This is a genomic window from Cupriavidus sp. FW305-3-2-15-C-LB2 (assembly GCF_058787575.1).
The window spans coordinates 26,321-41,939 of sequence record NZ_JBYSZW010000047.1; the positions used below are offsets into that span (position 1 = coordinate 26,321).

The 15,619-nt window shown below is 67.7% G+C and carries 13 protein-coding genes and 1 tRNA gene; 8 read left to right on the top strand and 6 right to left on the bottom strand.

The features are described 5' to 3' along the window. Window position 1 precedes the first annotated feature (1 nt). The 5 genes from AC3WRR_RS27205 to gloB all read right to left on the bottom strand — a co-directional run bounded on the left by AC3WRR_RS27205 (window position 2) and on the right by gloB (window position 8,033). The gene (locus AC3WRR_RS27205; RefSeq protein WP_492298622.1) at window positions 2-805 is read right to left on the bottom strand and encodes an SDR family NAD(P)-dependent oxidoreductase; all 804 of its coding nucleotides are present in this window, start codon (window positions 803-805) and stop codon (window positions 2-4) included. Beyond that, on the bottom strand, window positions 802-3,156 hold the full coding sequence (locus AC3WRR_RS27210) for a bifunctional salicylyl-CoA 5-hydroxylase/oxidoreductase (protein WP_492298624.1): 2,355 nt from the start codon (window positions 3,154-3,156) through the stop codon (window positions 802-804). Before AC3WRR_RS27210 ends, AC3WRR_RS27205 begins: the two co-directional genes overlap by 4 nt. A 171-nt stretch (window positions 3,157-3,327) precedes the next feature. Continuing rightward, window positions 3,328-5,220 carry a propionate--CoA ligase gene (locus AC3WRR_RS27215; RefSeq protein WP_010814330.1) on the bottom strand — a complete coding sequence of 631 codons (1,893 nt, stop codon included), beginning with the start codon at window positions 5,218-5,220 and terminating at the stop codon, window positions 3,328-3,330. A 187-nt stretch (window positions 5,221-5,407) separates the two neighbouring features. Then, entirely contained in the window at window positions 5,408-7,099 is a 1,692-nt protein-coding gene (locus AC3WRR_RS27220; protein WP_037025174.1) for a transglycosylase SLT domain-containing protein, read from the bottom strand. Between the two features lie 133 nt (window positions 7,100-7,232). Then, window positions 7,233-8,033 carry a hydroxyacylglutathione hydrolase gene (gene gloB / locus AC3WRR_RS27225; RefSeq protein ID WP_439670751.1) on the bottom strand — a complete coding sequence of 267 codons (801 nt, stop codon included), beginning with the start codon at window positions 8,031-8,033 and terminating at the stop codon, window positions 7,233-7,235. 12 nt (window positions 8,034-8,045) lie between these two features. Here gloB and AC3WRR_RS27230 point away from each other — a divergent pair, with 12 nt between their 5' ends. The 7 genes from AC3WRR_RS27230 (at window position 8,046) to AC3WRR_RS27260 (ending at window position 12,676) form a co-directional block, all read left to right on the top strand. Then, window positions 8,046-8,846, top strand: a complete 801-nt coding sequence (locus AC3WRR_RS27230) for a methyltransferase domain-containing protein (RefSeq protein ID WP_010814333.1) — start codon at window positions 8,046-8,048, stop codon at window positions 8,844-8,846. 71 nt (window positions 8,847-8,917) lie between these two features. Next, the gene (rnhA, locus tag AC3WRR_RS27235) at window positions 8,918-9,355 is read left to right on the top strand and encodes a ribonuclease HI (RefSeq protein ID WP_010814334.1); all 438 of its coding nucleotides are present in this window, start codon (window positions 8,918-8,920) and stop codon (window positions 9,353-9,355) included. 49 nt (window positions 9,356-9,404) lie between these two features. Then, the gene (gene dnaQ, locus AC3WRR_RS27240; RefSeq protein ID WP_011615667.1) at window positions 9,405-10,145 is read left to right on the top strand and encodes a DNA polymerase III subunit epsilon; all 741 of its coding nucleotides are present in this window, start codon (window positions 9,405-9,407) and stop codon (window positions 10,143-10,145) included. 88 nt (window positions 10,146-10,233) lie between these two features. Next, window positions 10,234-10,308: transfer RNA gene (locus AC3WRR_RS27245), tRNA-Val, on the top strand. Between the two features lie 274 nt (window positions 10,309-10,582). Further along, window positions 10,583-11,287, top strand: a complete 705-nt coding sequence (locus tag AC3WRR_RS27250) for a VIT1/CCC1 transporter family protein (protein ID WP_010814336.1) — start codon at window positions 10,583-10,585, stop codon at window positions 11,285-11,287. A 1-nt stretch (window position 11,288) separates the two neighbouring features. Continuing rightward, window positions 11,289-11,933: a hypothetical protein gene (locus AC3WRR_RS27255; RefSeq protein WP_010814337.1), complete on the top strand. Its 645-nt coding sequence runs from the start codon at window positions 11,289-11,291 to the stop codon at window positions 11,931-11,933. 113 nt (window positions 11,934-12,046) lie between these two features. Further along, a complete protein-coding gene (locus AC3WRR_RS27260; RefSeq protein WP_010814338.1) occupies window positions 12,047-12,676 on the top strand; it encodes a hypothetical protein in 630 nt (209 codons plus the stop codon). Here AC3WRR_RS27260 and AC3WRR_RS27265 read toward each other — a convergent pair. Continuing rightward, on the bottom strand, window positions 12,673-13,278 hold the full coding sequence (locus AC3WRR_RS27265; protein ID WP_010814339.1) for a cysteine hydrolase family protein: 606 nt from the start codon (window positions 13,276-13,278) through the stop codon (window positions 12,673-12,675). The two genes, AC3WRR_RS27260 and AC3WRR_RS27265, sit on opposite strands and share 4 nt — an antisense overlap. Window positions 13,279-13,600: 322 nt before the next feature. On the opposite strand from AC3WRR_RS27265, the gene AC3WRR_RS27270 reads away from it, so the two are divergent. Next, on the top strand, window positions 13,601-15,601 hold the full coding sequence (locus AC3WRR_RS27270) for a sensor domain-containing diguanylate cyclase (RefSeq protein ID WP_246840247.1): 2,001 nt from the start codon (window positions 13,601-13,603) through the stop codon (window positions 15,599-15,601). Window positions 15,602-15,619 lie beyond the last annotated feature (18 nt).

Here is a 15,619-nt window from a genome sequence, read left to right on the forward strand (position 1 = left end):
GTCAGCCGGCCATCACCTCGCCGCCGGCCACCGGGATTGCCTGGCCGGTGATCGCCGCGGCGGACGGCCGGCACAGCCAGGCCACGGCGTCGGCCACTTCCTCGGGCTGCACCAGGCGGCGCTGCGGATTGCGCGCGGCCAGTTCAGCGCGGGCCTCGGCTTCAGTGCGGCCGGTCTTGCCGACGATATTGGCCACCGCGTCGCGCACGATGTCGGTTTCGGTATAGCCCGGGCAGACCGCGTTGACGGTCACGCCCTTGGCCGCGGTTTCCAGCGCCAGCGCGCGCGTCAGGCCGATCACCCCATGCTTGGCCGCGCAATAGGCACTGACATAGCCATAGCCGATCAGGCCGGCCGTGCTCGCCACATTGACGATACGGCCCCAGCCCGCGTCGAGCATCGCCGGCAGCGCCGCCTGCGTGCACAGGAAGGTGCCGGTCAGGTTCACGTCCAGCATGCGCTGCCACAGCGCGGCATCGGTCTTCAGGAACGGTGCGCTGTGCGCCTGGCCGGCATTGTTGATCAGCATCGACACCGGGCCGGACTGTTCCGCGGCGGCGGCGAAGGCGCGTGCCACGCTGTCGGCATCGGCAATATCGGCCGTGACAAAGGAGACTACGGCGCCTGCGGGGGCGACCTCACGCAGCGCTTGTACAGTCGCCTGCAACGCGCCGGCATCGCGGCCCAGCAGCGTCACGCTGGCGCCGTCGGCCAGCAGCCGGCGCGCGATTGCCGCGCCGATGCCGCGCCCGCCGCCGGTGACCAGCGCGTGGCGCCCTGACAATGAACCCGTGCTGCCCGTCATCCCTGCTTCTCCTGCGCCGCGGCGCGTTCCAGGTTGGTTTCAAGTTGCCGCTTGCCGGCCTGGTACTGCTTGGGCCAGGTGATATCGCGGTAGCCGATGCGCGCCGCTTCCTGCAGCGTCCAGGCCGGGTTGGCCAGGTGCGGCCGCGCGATCGCGCACAGGTCGGCACGGCCCGCGGCGATGATCGAGTCGACATGGTCGGCCTCGAAGATCGCGCCCACGGCAATGGTGGCGATGCCGGCCTCGTTGCGGATGCGGTCGGCAAACGGGGTCTGGTACATGCGGCCGTAGACCGGAGCCTGGTCCGGGCTGACCTGGCCCGACGAGCAGTCGATCATGTCGGCACCGGCGGCCTTGAAGGCGCGTGCGATCTCGATCGCATCGTCGGGGGTGATGCCGCCTTCGACCCAGTCGTGCGCCGAGATGCGCACCGACATCGGCTTGTGTTCCGGCCACACTTCACGCACCGCGGCAAACACCTCCAGCGGGTAGCGCAGCCGTGCGGCCAGCGAACCGCCGTATTCATCTTCCCGCGTATTGGTCAGCGGCGAGATAAAGCTCGACAGCAGGTAGCCATGCGCGCAATGCAGTTCCAGCCAGTCGAAGCCGGCCTCGGCGGCGCGGCGCGCGCTGGCGACGAAGTCATCGCGCACACGGTCCATGTCTGCGCGCGTCATCTCGCGCGGGGTCTGCGACTCGCCCGGCAGGTAGGGCAGCGGCGAGGCCGAGATCACCGGCCAGTTGCCTTCCGACAGCGGATGGTCCATTGCCTCCCAGCCGAGCTGGGTCGAACCCTTGCGGCCCGAGTGGCCGATCTGCATGGCGATGCGCGCATCGCTGTTGGCATGCACGAAGTCGACGATGCGGCGCCAGGCGTCGCGCTGCGCGTCGTTCCACAAACCCGGGCATCCCGGCGTGATGCGCGCATCGGGCGACACGCAGGTCATCTCCGCCACCACCATGCCGGCGCCGCCCAGCGCGCGCGAACCCAGGTGGACCAGGTGGAAGTCGCCGGGCACGCCGTCGGTGCATGAGTACATCGCCATCGGCGACACCACCACGCGATTCTTCAGCGTGACGCCGCGCACGCGGAACGGCGTGAACATCGGCGGCAGCGGCTGGTGCTCACGCAGTTGCAGGCTTTCCGGTTGCACGCCGGCCTGCCGCGCCAGCCAGTGCTCGAACTGCGCCACGTAGTCCGCATCGCGCACGCGCAGATTCTCATGCGAGATGCGCTGCGAGCGGGTCAGCAGGGAATAGGCGAACTGCTCCGGCGGCAGGCTGCCCGCGTAACGCTCGACGTTCTCGAACCATTCGGTCGAGTTGCGCGCCGCGTTCTGGATCTTCAGCACTTCCACGCCGCGCGTGGCTTCGTAGCGCGACAGTGCATCGGGCAGGCCGTCATGACCCCTGCCACGGATTTCCTCGGCCAGGTCAATCGCATCTTCCAACGCCAGCTTGGTTCCCGAACCGATCGAGAAGTGCGCGGTGTGCGCGGCATCGCCCATCAGCACCACCGGCACGCGGCGGCCGTCGGGCAAGGTGTTCCAATGCACCCATTGGCGGCAGATCACGCGCGGGAAGCGGATCCAGATCGCCGAGCCGCGCAGGTGCGCCGCATTGGTGATCAGCTTGTTGCCGTCGAGGTAGCGCGCGAACAGGCGCTCGCAGTAGGCCACGCCCTCTTCCTGGCTCATCTGCTCGATGCCCGCGGCGCGCCAGACCGACTCCGGGGCCTCGACGATAAAGGTCGAGGTGGTGTCGTCAAAGCGGTAGGCGTGCGCCTGGAACCAGCCGTGCTCGGTCTTCTCGAAGGCAAAGGTGAAGGCGTCGAACAGCTTGTGCGTGCCCATCCAGACAAAGCGGCACTGGCGCGTGTCGATGTCAGGCTGGAAGGTGTCGGCGTAGAGGGTGCGGATGCGGCTGTTCAGGCCGTCCGAGGCGATCACCAGGTCGGCCTGGTATTGCATCGCCAGCGCCTGGTCGTCGGACACATCGGTCTCGAACACCAGCTTCACGCCCAGCGCCTCGCAGCGTGCCTGCAGGATATTGAGCAGGCGCTTGCGGCCGATGCCGATAAAGCCATGGCCGCCGGAGCGGATGGTGCGCCCGCCGATATGGATGTCGATATCGTCCCAGTGGTTGAAGGCCGCGTTGATCTCGGCCGCGCTGACCGGGTCGGCTTGCTTCAGGTTGTCCATGGTGGCGTCAGAGAACACCACGCCCCAGCCGAAGGTGTCGTAGGGCCGGTTGCGCTCGACCACGATGACCTCGTTGGCCGGATCCTGCAGCTTCATCAGCAGCCCGAAGTACAGGCCTGCCGGGCCACCACCAATACAAAGCACTCGCATCTGTCGCCTCCTGCCGGCTGCGCCGGGCACCTTTGCCCAGGATCACACCGCCATCTAGATGATGTCTAAATATTTTATACTTCAAATATTAGACTGTATCACGGCCGATGGCAAGGGCGGGAGGCGGAGTGCCCCGCACGGCACCCGCATCCCACGCCCTCAGCCCGCCATCTAGCCTTTCAGCGCTGCCTGCAACTGTTCCAGCGCACCCGGGTCCTCGATCGTGGTCAGGTCGCCCGGATCGCGCCCTTCGGCCACCGCCTGCATGGCGCGCCGCAGCAACTTGCCGGAGCGGGTCTTGGGCAGTGCATTGACAAAGAATACGCGCGCCGGCCGCGCCACGGCACCCAGTTGCTGCTCCACCGTCTTCATCAACTCGCCCTCCAATGCCAGCCGCGCTTCGGCCGTGGCCGTGCGCGCCGGATCGCGGGCGATGCAGAAGGCCATCGCCACCTGCCCCTTGAGCGCGTCCTGCACGCCCACCACCGCCACCTCGGCCACGGCAGCGTTGGACGACAGGCTTTCCTCGATCTCGCGGGTGCCCAGCCGGTGGCCGGCAACGTTGATTACGTCGTCGGTGCGGCCCAGGATAAAAACATAGCCGTCGGCGTCGCGCACGCCCCAGTCGAAGGTCGAATAGCACAGCCGGTTCGGCACCGCCTGCCAGTAGGTGCGCACGAAGCGGTCGTCGTCGCCCCAGACCGTGCTCATGCATCCCGGCGGCAGCGGGCCGTCGATGGCGACCACACCCTTCTGCCCCGGCGGGCATTCAGCGCCGGTGTTCTCGTCGACGATCTTCAGGTCATAGCCGTAGGCGGGCACGCCGGGCGAGCCCAGCTTGGGCGGCAGCGCCTCGATGCCGCGCTGGATCGCGAGGATCGGCCAGCCGGATTCGGTCTGCCAGTAGTTGTCGACCACGGGCTTGCCCAGGCCGTCCTGGATCCAGCGCGCGGTGGGCTCGTCCAGCGGCTCGCCGGCCAGGAACAGCAGGCGCAGGCTGGACAGGTCGTAGCGGGTCAGCCAGGCCGGGTCCTGCTTCTTCAGCACGCGGATCGCGGTCGGCGCGCTGAACATCAGGTTGACCTTGTATTGCTCCACCAGCCGCCACAGGATGCCACCGTCGGGGCGGATCGGCGTGCCTTCATACATCAGCGTGGCCATGCCGGCCAGCAGCGGGCCGTAGACGATATAGCTGTGCCCCACCACCCAGCCGATGTCCGACGCGGTGAACATGGTGTCGCCGGGCTTGCCGCAGAAGATGTATTCCATCGAGGTGGCCAGCGCCACCGCGTAGCCGCCGGTATCGCGCTGCACGCCCTTGGGCTTGCCGGTGGTGCCGGAGGTGTATAGCACGTACGACGGCTCGCTCGATTCCAGCCACACGCACGGCACCTGCACGCCGGCCACGCGTTCGCGCCAGGCGGCGTAGTCCTCATCGCGGCCCTCGGTACGGGGCATTTGCGCCAGTTGCCGGTCCACCAGCAGCACCTTCCCGGGCTGGTGCGACGAGAGCCGGATGGCCTCGTCCAGCAGCGGCTTGTAGGGCACCACCTTGCCGGCACGCGAGCCGGCGTCGGCGCTGACCACCACGCGCGGCCGGGCATCCTCGATGCGCGCGGCCAGGCTGACCGAGGCAAAGCCGCCGAACACCACCGAATGGATCGCGCCGATGCGCGCGCAGGCCAGCATGGCAAAGGCGGCTTCCGGGATCATCGGCATGTAGATCAGCACGCGGTCGCCCTTCTGCACGTCCAGGCCCTGCAGGATCGCGGCCATGCGGCTGACTTCGTCGTGCAGCTCGGCGTAGGTAAAGGTGCGGGCCTGGTCGGTCTCGGTCGAGACCCAGTGCAGCGCCGGCTGGCTGGCGCGGGCCGCCAGGTGGCGGTCGACCGCGTTGTGGCACAGGTTGGTGCGCCCGCCGACGAACCAGCGCGTAAAGGGCGCGCGGCTGTTGTCGAGCACCTGGCCGAACGGGGTTTCCCAGTCGATGCGCGCCGCCTGTTCGGCCCAGAACCCCTCGGGGTCGGCCAGCGAACGGGCATGCACGGCATGGCTTGCCGTCATGTCTGTCTCCTCCGCGTCTGCGGTCATTGTGATGATGACCGTAGTTTGCCACCGGCGCGGGTGCGCGTGGACACAGATTCGGAGAGGGGCGCGCGGGCCCCGGGGGCCGGCACATGAAAAAAAGGGGCGTGCCGACGGCATCGCCCCTTCTTGCGCCATGCGGCGGACCAGCCGGCGCCCGCATTCGTCAGCGGGCCTTGGCCCCCTTGGCGCCGGCCTTGGCCGACGCCTTGACGTTCGGCCCCGGCTTGGACTCGCGCACCACGCGCGCCGGCGTCGCCTTGACTGCCGTGCGCCGCGAGGCCGCCTCGACGGTGACGCGCTTGCGCGGCTCCGCCTTGCCCGCCTTGCCCTTGGCCGAGACCCGCACGATGCCGCCCTTGCTGCTTCGCTCGGAACGCTCTGCACGGTCGGCGCGCTCGGCACGGTCGGCCTGTTCGGCCCGCGCCGCCCGCACCGCGCCGGCGCCGCGCACCGGCACCATCAGCACCAGGCTCTGCCCGGCGACCAACTTGGTGCCGGAGAGCTTGTTCCACGATTGCACCTGCCCCGCCGAGACGCCATAGCGCCGCGCCACCGAGGCCACGGTGTCGCGCCGCCCGGCACGCACCACCACGCGGCGCGCATCCGGCAAATCAGGCTCCATCGCCAGCATGGCACTGTCGGCCAGGGTCGCGCTGATATCCTGGTCGTGGCGGCCCGAGCGCGGGATCATCACGGTCGAGCCGGCCTTCAGGCGCATGCCTTTCGGGATGCTGTTGATCTCGCGCAGCGTATCGGCGTCGACGTTCAGCCGTGCCGCCAGCGCTTCGATACGCTCGCGGCTGTCCACCGTCACCGCCGACCAGCTCGACAACCCGCCGCGGTAGGTGTTCAGGTTGTACTGGAAGCGCTCGGCGTTATCGAACGGCAGCAGGATCTGCGGGTTGGACGCGCCCAGGATCACCGGCCGGTTGAACGACGGATTGAGCGCCTTGAATTCCTCTACCGACATGTCCGCCAGCTTGGCCGCCAGGTTCACGTCGATATCGCGCGAGGTGGTCACCGTGACAAAGTACGGGTGGTCCGGGATCTCGGGCAGCTTGACGCCATACGCAGCCGGGTTGGCGATGATGTTCTTGACCGCCTGCAGCTTCGGCACGTAGTAGCGCGTCTCGTTGGGCATGGGCAGGCTGGCGTAGTCGGTCGGCAGCCCGCGCGCCTGGTTGCGTGCGATCGCGCGCGACACCGCGCCCTCGCCCCAGTTGTAAGCCGCCAGCGCCAGGTGCCAGTCGCCGAACATATCGTAGAGCCGCGCCAGGTAGTCCAGCGCGGCGTCGGTCGAGGCCAGCACGTCGCGGCGCTCGTCACGGAACATGTTCTGCTTCAGGTTGTACGACTTGCCGGTACTCGGGATGAACTGCCACATGCCCGCCGCCTTGGCGGTGGACTGCGCCTGCGGGTTGAACGCGCTCTCGACGAACGGCAGCAGCGCCAGCTCGGTCGGCATCTTGCGCCGTTCCAGCTCTTCTACGATGTGGTACAGGTAGCGGCTTGAGCGCCCGACCATCCGTTCCATGTATTCCGGCCGCTGCGCATACCACTGGGTGCGGTCATCGACCAGCGTGCCCTCCAGGTCCTGCATGGCAAAGCCGCGCCGGATGCGATCCCAGATGTCGTTGGACGGGCCGCGCAGCCAGTCCAGGCCACCCTGGTCGACATTGATCGTGGATGCGGAAGAAAGCGCCGATTTGTCGATGAGCGAGTTGAGCGGGTCCTGGCGCTTGGCGGTCTGGGCGGTCGCGGCGCCGTTGGCGCCATCAGGCGGCGTTGGGGTGCTGGCGCACGCTGCAAGCAGCGCGGCGCACGCGACCACCGCCAGTAATCGACCAATTTTCATTAAGTTCTCGAATCGTGACGCCAAAAGGATGCGTGATGCTAAAAAAAACCGCGTATCGCGTCAATCAGATTTTCCATATGGCCAGTATCCGCCGGGCAGCCGGAAAGCCTTGCGGCGCAAGGCCCGGCAGGGTTCAGCGGAAATTGTCCTTCCAGCCGCGCAGCGCACCGAAGGCCTGCGCATCGCCCGTGGCGGCCCCGCCCTGCGCCGCCACCGCCGCGCGCACCGCGGGCTCGCGCGAGCGCAGGAAGGGATTGACCTCGCGCTCATGAGCGATGGTGGTCGGCAGCGTCGGCTGGTCCGCCGCGCGCAGCGCGTCGACCCGCTGCTCCCATGCCGCCAGCGCGGCATTGGCCGGTTCCACCGCCCGTGCAAAGCGCACATTGCTGCGCGTATATTCGTGCGCGCAATAGACGCGGGTATCGCCCGGCAGTGCCGCCAGCTTGTCGAGCGAGTCCAGCATCTGTGCCGGCGTGCCTTCGAACAGACGCCCGCAGCCACTGGCAAACAGCGTATCGCCACAGAAGACCGCCGGGCCGGCTTCGCCCAGGTCGCCCACATAGGCGATATGGCCGGCGGTGTGCCCGGGCACGTCCAGCACGCGCAGCGTCAGCGCCGGCGTCTCCAGCGTCACGACATCGCCTTCGCGCAGGGCCCGGGTGCGCCCGCCAATGCGTTCGCCGGCGGGCCCCAGCACCGGCATCGGCGCGCCCGACGGGGTGCGCGGGTGCGCCGCCAGCAACTCGGCTACCCCGCCCTGGTGATCGCCGTGGTGATGGGTGATTACAATAGCGCCCAGAGCCAGACCGCTTTGCGCCAGGAAGCGCTCCACCGGCGCGGCCTCGCCGGGATCGACCACGGCGGCGCTATGACCGTCGTGGATGGCCCAGATATAGTTATCCTGGAACGCCGGGATCGGCTCAACCTTCAACATGCGCATGCTCCTATGTCCAATCGTCCCAATCATCCGATTGTAAGCTGGGAAGACTGGCTGGCCTCGCCGCCCGGTGAGTACATGCTGCGCTGGGAGGCGCAGCAGTACGACCGGATCGTGACCGACATCTTCGGCTACCACGCCGTCCAGTTGGGCCTGCCCTTTATCGACACCCTGCGCGAGAACCGGATGCCGTTCTCGGCGCTGGCGCTGGACCCTTCCAGTGGACCGCACGGGCCGCGCGCCGCACATCCCGACGCGCGCCAGCTGCTGTGCCGCTTCGACGAGCTGCCGTTCGACACCCAGAGCATCGACCTGGTCACCCTGCCCCACATCCTGGAATTCGCCGAAGACCCGCACGAAGTGCTGCGCGAGGTCTCGCGGGTGCTGATGCCCGAGGGGCGCGTGGTGGTCACCTGCTTCAACCCGATGAGCCTGTGGGGCGCGCGCCAGGGCATGAACCGGCTCGGCGCCACGCCCTTCCTGCCGACGGACGCGCAGCAGATCGGCTTCGTGCGCATCAAGGACTGGCTCAAGCTGCTGGGCTTCGATATCATCCGCGGCCGCTTCGGCTGCTACTGCCCGCCCTACCGCACCGACCGCTGGCTGCAGCGCGCCGCCTTCATGGAAAAGGCCGGTGACCGCTGGTGGCCGATCTTCGGCGCGGTCTATATGATCTCGGCGATCAAGCGCGTGCGCAATATCCGCCTGGTCGGCCCGGCCTGGAAGAGCAAGCCGGCGCTGGCTCCGGTATCGTCGCCCGTGGCCACGCCCACCGGCACGCACGGCAAGACCCCCGGCGAAGAGCGCTGACGCGGTCCAGCGCCCTTCTCCTGCCCCCTTCAATGCGCCACCCGCCCGACGGGTGGCCACCATGGAATCACATGCAAGAAGTCACGATCTACTCCGACGGCGCCTGCAAGGGCAATCCCGGCCGCGGCGGCTGGGGCGCGGTGCTCGTCGCCGGCACCAGCGAGAAAGAAATGTTCGGCGGCGAGCCCAACACTACCAACAACCGCATGGAAATGACCGCCGTGATCGAAGCATTGCGCGCGCTCAAGCGTCCCTGCGTCGTGCGTGTCTATACCGACTCGCAGTATGTCCAGAAGGGCATCAGCGAATGGCTGCCCGGCTGGAAGGCCCGCGGGTGGAAGACCGCCGACAAGAAGCCTGTCAAGAACGCCGACCTGTGGCAGGAACTGGACACCCTGGCGCAGCCGCACCAGATCTCCTGGCACTGGGTGCGCGGCCACAACGGCCACCCCGGCAATGAGCGCGCCGACGCGCTGGCCAACCGCGGCGTCGAATCGATCGGCCGCTGATCCCTCTCGCTAACAAGAAACCGCGGGGCGCCCGCGCCGCTCCGCTAGAATGCCCGCCATGCGACAAATCGTTCTCGACACCGAAACCACCGGCCTGAGTGCCGCCACCGGCGACCGCCTGATCGAAATCGGCTGCGTCGAGCTGATGAACCGCCGCCTGACGGGGCGCCACCTGCACTTCTACGTCAACCCGGAACGCGATATCGACGAGGGCGCGATCGCCGTGCACGGCATCACGGTCGAGTTCCTGGCCGACAAGCCCCGCTTTGCCGAAGTCGTCAACGACATCCGCGAGTTCATCCAGGATGCCGAGCTGATCATCCACAACGCGCCGTTCGACCTGGGCTTCCTCGACATGGAATTCCAGCTGCTGGGCCTGCCGCCGTTCCGCCAGCATGCCGGCAATGTGATCGACACCCTGCGCGAAGCCCGCCAGATGTTCCCCGGCAAGCGCAACTCGCTCGACGCCCTGTGCGACCGCCTGGGCATCAGCAACGCCCACCGCACGCTGCACGGCGCCCTGCTGGATGCCGAGCTGCTGGCCGAGGTCTACCTGGCCATGACGCGCGGCCAGGATTCGCTGGTGATCGACATGCACGACAGCACCGCAGGCCACGGCGGCGCGGTTGCCGCGGCCGACCTGTCGCGCCTGGCCCTGCCCGTGCTGCGCGCCACGGACGAAGAGCAGCAGGCCCATCTCGCCCTGCTCAAGGGCCTGGACAAGGCCAGCGGCGGCAAGACGGTGTGGCAGGAAGCCCCCGCGGCAGAACCCGGAAGCCTGGCCGCCTGACAAAAATCAAAAAAGGGCTTTACAAGATACAAGAACCTCTGCATAATCTCATTTCTCCGCTGCACGACGGCAACGACGGCGCAGTAAGGGGTGGTTAGCTCAGCGGTAGAGCACTGCCTTCACACGGCAGGGGTCACAGGTTCAATCCCTGTACCACCCACCAGACAAATGGCCAGCAACTGCCTAAGTTGCCAGGAAACCCAGACAGCGCAAGCTCTCTGGGTTTTTTGTTGCCCGGCGTTTGCCCACGTTTTCTACCCTCCCCCGGAAAACCGTGGTTCATCACGCCAATCAAGGAATGCTCGCCTGGCATATTTGCCGCTGGCGCGCATACTTGTCCACAGGACGACGGGCCAGGCAGGCACAGTCGCCCTCGCTCCCACGAGCACAGCCCCTATCGCCCATCCGATCATCGACGCAGCTTTCGGGAGTCCGCCATGCCCGATTCACCCAGGACGACGATCCATGCCGGCGCGACCGTGCCGCCGGAGGATGCTCAGACACGGGAGCCGGTGCTGGACGTCGTGGATCGCGTCTCCGAGATGTGCTTCGGCCTGTTCATGGCGCTCACTTTTGTCGGCGCGGTGTCGAGCGGCACGGGTGGCCCGGATGCCAGCCGCACCATGATGCATGCCGCGCTGGGCTGCAACCTGGCCTGGGGCATGGTGGACGCGGTCATGTTCCTGATCCGTACGCTGGCGAACCGCGGCCAGCGGATCTCCCTGGCACTTGCCGTCAGGAATGCTAACGACCAGGCCACGGCGATCGGCCTGATTCGCGATGCGCTGCCTCGCGCAACGAAGTCGCTGGTCACCGACAAGGAACTGGAAGCCATGCGGGCACGGCTTGCCGCCGCCCCGGCACTGCCGCCCCGCCCCCGCCTGAACATGGCCGACCTGATCGGTGCCGTGCACATCTTCTTTATCGTTGTACTGGCCACGTTTCCGGTCGCACTGCCGTTCGTACTGCTGGACGATGTCAAACTGGCGCTACTGATCTCGCGCGGGCTGACCCTGGCCATGCTGTTCGCCGCCGGGTGGGCGCTGGGCCACTATGCCGGCTTTGGCGGCTGGGTCACTGGCGCAGCCATGACTGCGCTGGGCGTGGTCATGACCATCGCCATTATCGCGCTGGGCGGCTGAGATGCGAGGCGCGATCCTGCTGCTTGCCGCCGCCCTTGGCGCGGGCACGGTCCAGGCACAGGAGCCGCCCCAGCCCGCGCCGGATGCCGCCGGGCAGGCGGCCGGCTCGCCCTGGACCTTCTCGGCAACAGGCTACTGGAACATGCCGCGCCAGAGCGGCGACTACCTCTCCGGCATCTTCATCGCCGAAAGGAAGCAGCTTCACCTCGAGGCAAGAAGCAACTACGAGGCAGTCCACTCGCAGTCAGCCTTCATCGGCTGGACCTTCTCGGGCGGCGAAACCATCCAGTTCAAGGCGACCCCCATCGTTGGCTTCGTGGGAGGCTCCACCCACGGCCTGATCGGCGGAATCGAGGCCAGCGTCGCAGTGAGCAAGTTCGACTACTACATCGAAGCCGAATACCTGGATGCGCGCGGCGAAGAGCCGGGCTATCTCTACGCCTGGAGCGAACTTGGCTTCCGCCCGGTCGAATGGCTGAGGCTGGGCCTGGTCGCGCAACGTACCCGGATCTACGGGGGAGGCCGCGAACTCCAGCGAGGCGGCTTTTTCCAGGTCACGGTGCGCAGGTTCACGGCGGGCTTCTACTGGTTCAACCCGGGCTCGACGGACCAGGTCGCGATCCTTTCGCTGGGCGTGAGCTTCTAGGCCCCAGCCACGTCGCGACGCAACCTTTCCGTTGCCGGCGACAAGGCTTATCTCATATCCGCCCACTCACTCGCCGGCTACCTTGACTGCTCCGACCTGCACCGGAGCACGACTTGCCGTCCCCCTGCCTCCCCACCGCGACCGAAACAGAACTCGCCCTGCCCTGGACCGGCCGCAACCCGGTCAGTGCCGGCTGGTTCGAGATGCGCCAGGCGCGCGTGCCGCGTGATGCGCTGCCGGTCTATGACGAAGACATGGATTGCATCATCGGCTACCACCGCAGCTTTGCCTCGGTGGCTTCCACCTATGACCTGACGGGCCGTGTCGTGGCGCTGGATGCATGCGTGGATGAAGCTGGCGCGGGGCGCGCACCGCTGCTGGTTGCCGGCACGCTGTGGCAGCCGCGTGTGCGCGGCATGACGCGCAGCGGCGCCGAGGGCGAAGGACTGGCGGCGCCCGCGGCGACGCTGGCGCGGCTGCGCGGGCGCTTCATCGCACTGGCTCGGCAGCCACTGCATTTCACGCTGGCCGCGCTGGCGGACATGCAGGAGCCGGAGCGGTTCGTGCCGCTGCATATCCTGCGGCTGGCGATGCGCTGCGGCACGCGCCTCGCTGCAGCAGCGGAAATGGCACGCTTTGTCGCGCCGATCACGAGGCGGGGCGTGCCGACCGCACTGGAATTGACGCTGCGCCCGCGCGACCATACCGTGCTGCGCGTGCGCACCTGGCCTGTCGCTGGTTAGCCGTGCCAGGCCCCTGCGTCCGCGACGACCGTGGCGAAGCGGTCGTTCAACGCGGCCAGCGTGCTGCGGTGGAGATCGGCCGCAGGCACGGCGGGCCCGCCCAGCGGGTCAGGCAGGTCGCGCGTGGCGCAGGCCGCGGCCACGACGGTGCTGCGATAGCCGTGGTCGAGCGCCGAGCGCACCGTGGCGCTTACGCACATATGCGTCTGGAAGCCGGCCACGATCAGCTCCTTGCGGCCGAGCCTGGCCAGTTCGTCGGCCAGGGTGGTGCCGGCGAAGCTGTTGGGCAAGCCCTTGGTGACGGTAATCTCACCGGCCTGCGGCCCCACCCCTTCAATGAAGGCGGCATACGGCCCGGTCGGATCGAACGCCATGCTACCCGGCCGGCCGTGGTGCGCGACATGGATTACCGGCGTGCCGTGGCGGCGCGCCAGCGCCAGCAGTTGCGCGCAGGCAGCCACGGCCGCGGGCATGCCGGCCAGCGGCAGGCGGCCGTCGACGTATTCGCGTTGATGGTCGATCAGGATCAGGACGGCGGCTTCCCAGGCGGAAGGGGTGCGGCTGGCGCCGGCCAGGTCGAGCAGCGTAGTCGGTGTAGTCATTGGCGTTTGGGCTGGAAAGGAATCAGGAACGGGCAATCAGGAACCGCGAGACGGGCCCGCCACATCGCGGGCCATCCCGCATGCTACTGCCAAGGCGGAATCGGTGCATGAGTGCGCGTGGCGATCTCGCCACCGGCCAGGCCCTTCCCTGTAGCGCGGCCGGCACGTTGCGCTGGCACCCTGGCGCGCTGTTGCAAACAGTTGCGAATTTCATCTTGACATCTGCTAATCTTGATTTCACGTCCCGGACAGGATCTCGGGTCGGCAACACAATGCGCCGGGACGAGGATACGGGTCAGTGCGCACAAGAAATAAGTCAATCATGCAGCACTCTTTGAAGTACCGGATGGCGTTCGCCACGGCGGGTGTGGTGACGCTGATCATCGTGCTGCGCGCGCTCTACGCGCAGTACTACGCCTACGACGGCCTGAAGAACTTGCAGCAGACGCAGCAGGACACGCTGGTCAAGATGGTGGCCGAGCAGCTCGATGAAAAGCTGCAGGGCCGCGCCACCGTCCTGCGGCGCGTGGCAAGCCAGCTCTCCCCCATGCTTTCGGCAAAGCCGGCCGAACTGCGCCGGGCCGTGGAGGGCATGGTGGAAATGCCCGAGACTTTCAACGCCGTCTTCCTGGCCGCGCCCGACGGGCACCTGGTGTTCAGCACCGCCGTGCCGGATGGCGTGCGCCTGCGCGTGGACGACCGCGACTATTTCCGCGATATCCAGCAGGGCCAGGCGTTCGCGGTGTCGGACCTGATCCAGGGCAAGCAGACCAATGCCCCCGGCGTAGTGCTGGCAGTGCCGCTGCACGGGCCGGGTGGCGAGCTGCGCGGCGTGGTCGGGGGCGTCCTGAACCTCTCGGACAGCAACTTCCTGCGCGAGCTTGCGCACAGCCGCGTGGGCACTACCGGCAGCTTCTGCCTGGTTTCCGCCGGCACCAATCCCCGCTATGCAATGCACCCGGACGCTGCCCGCGTGCTGAGCCCCGCACGCGCGATCGGCGAAGCCTGCGGCGCCGATCACGCCCCCGCCTTCCTGGAAGTCCTGACGCCGACGCAGCCGATCGTGGCGCGCCATCTGCTGGCATCCAACGGCTGGGAGTTGGTGGCGGTCCTGCCGGCAGCCGAAGCCTACGCGCCGCTGCTCGCGGTGCGCCAACGGACCCTGGTCATCGGCGCCATCACCATGCTGCTTGCCGCCGCGATGATGTGGCTGGTCATGCGCCGCCTGCTTGAACCGCTGCAGCGGCTGCACCGCGCCGTGCGCCAGATCGGCACCAACCCGGCCGCGGTGGCGGACCTGCCCGTCGGCCGCGCCGACGAGATCGGCGAACTGGCCGCGACCTTCGCCGAGGTGGTGGCGCAGCTGTCGGAGCGCGAAGCCGCGCTGAAAGCGGCCAAGGACCGCGCCGCCGAAAGCGAGAAGCGCATCGAGGCGATCGCCAACCATGTGCCGGACTTTGTCTCGTTCATCGACATGCAGCAGCGCTACGTCTTCGTCAACCAGGCCTATGCGCAGCGCTATGGCGTGCCGGCGCAGCAGATCGTGGGGCTGTCGCTGCGCGAACTGTGGGGCACGCAGGAATACCTGGCCTGCCAGCCGTACCTGGAGCAGGCCTGCGCCGGGCGCGCGGTGACGTTCACCCGTGAAAGCGCTGATGGCACCGAATGCATGGAGATCACCTGCCAGCCGGCCTGGAACGATGTGCAGGATACCGTCATCGGCCTGCACATGTTCGGGCGCAATGTCACCCATGAGCGCGAAAAACTGCGCAGCCTGGAAGCGCAGACCATCTCCGACTACCTCACCGGCCTGCTCAACCGCAAGGGTTTCGACCGGCGCCTGGCCGAATGCATGGCCCGCGCCAGCGCCGACGGGCGCTCGCTGGCGCTGCTGCTGGTGGACCTGGACGACTTCAAGGGCGTCAACGACAGCTTTGGCCATCCGGTGGGCGACGAGTTGCTGGTCGCCTTTGCGCAGCGGCTGCGCGCCTGCGTGCGCAAGGGCGACGCGGTCGCGCGCATCGGCGGCGATGAGTTTGCGGTGATCCTGGACGGCGTTGCCGACCGCCAGGCCATGGCATCCATCGCCAACACCATAGTGCAGGCCGCGCGCATGCCCTTCGTGATCGATGGCCACACGCTGGCGGCCTCGGCCAGCGTCGGCTCGGCCATCCATGACGCGCGCCATGCCATGACCGCGAGCGAGCTGTTCATGCACGCCGACATAGCGCTGTATGAGGCCAAGCGGCATGGGAAGGCGCGTTATGCGGTGCAGTCAGTGGCGGACGAGCCCCACTCGGAAACATCGGACTTGGCCACGTAGAGAGCGAGCGCCGAAGTC

What these genes read in the sequence shown, in the direction of transcription:
- AC3WRR_RS27215 (WP_010814330.1), bottom strand. Translation starts at nt 5,220, where the DNA reads ATGACGGCAAGCCATGCCGTGCATGCCCGTTCGCTGGCCGACCCCGAG.
- AC3WRR_RS27210 (WP_492298624.1), bottom strand. Translation starts at nt 3,156, where the DNA reads ATGCGAGTGCTTTGTATTGGTGGTGGCCCGGCAGGCCTGTACTTCGGG.
- AC3WRR_RS27205 (WP_492298622.1), bottom strand. Translation starts at nt 805, where the DNA reads ATGACGGGCAGCACGGGTTCATTGTCAGGGCGCCACGCGCTGGTCACC.
- AC3WRR_RS27265 (WP_010814339.1), bottom strand. Translation starts at nt 13,278, where the DNA reads ATGACTACACCGACTACGCTGCTCGACCTGGCCGGCGCCAGCCGCACC.
- rnhA (WP_010814334.1), top strand. Translation starts at nt 8,918, where the DNA reads ATGCAAGAAGTCACGATCTACTCCGACGGCGCCTGCAAGGGCAATCCC.
- dnaQ (WP_011615667.1), top strand. Translation starts at nt 9,405, where the DNA reads ATGCCCGCCATGCGACAAATCGTTCTCGACACCGAAACCACCGGCCTG.
- AC3WRR_RS27270 (WP_246840247.1), top strand. Translation starts at nt 13,601, where the DNA reads ATGCAGCACTCTTTGAAGTACCGGATGGCGTTCGCCACGGCGGGTGTG.
- gloB (WP_439670751.1), bottom strand. Translation starts at nt 8,033, where the DNA reads ATGTTGAAGGTTGAGCCGATCCCGGCGTTCCAGGATAACTATATCTGG.
- AC3WRR_RS27230 (WP_010814333.1), top strand. Translation starts at nt 8,046, where the DNA reads ATGTCCAATCGTCCCAATCATCCGATTGTAAGCTGGGAAGACTGGCTG.
- AC3WRR_RS27255 (WP_010814337.1), top strand. Translation starts at nt 11,289, where the DNA reads ATGCGAGGCGCGATCCTGCTGCTTGCCGCCGCCCTTGGCGCGGGCACG.
- AC3WRR_RS27220 (WP_037025174.1), bottom strand. Translation starts at nt 7,099, where the DNA reads ATGAAAATTGGTCGATTACTGGCGGTGGTCGCGTGCGCCGCGCTGCTT.
- AC3WRR_RS27250 (WP_010814336.1), top strand. Translation starts at nt 10,583, where the DNA reads ATGCCCGATTCACCCAGGACGACGATCCATGCCGGCGCGACCGTGCCG.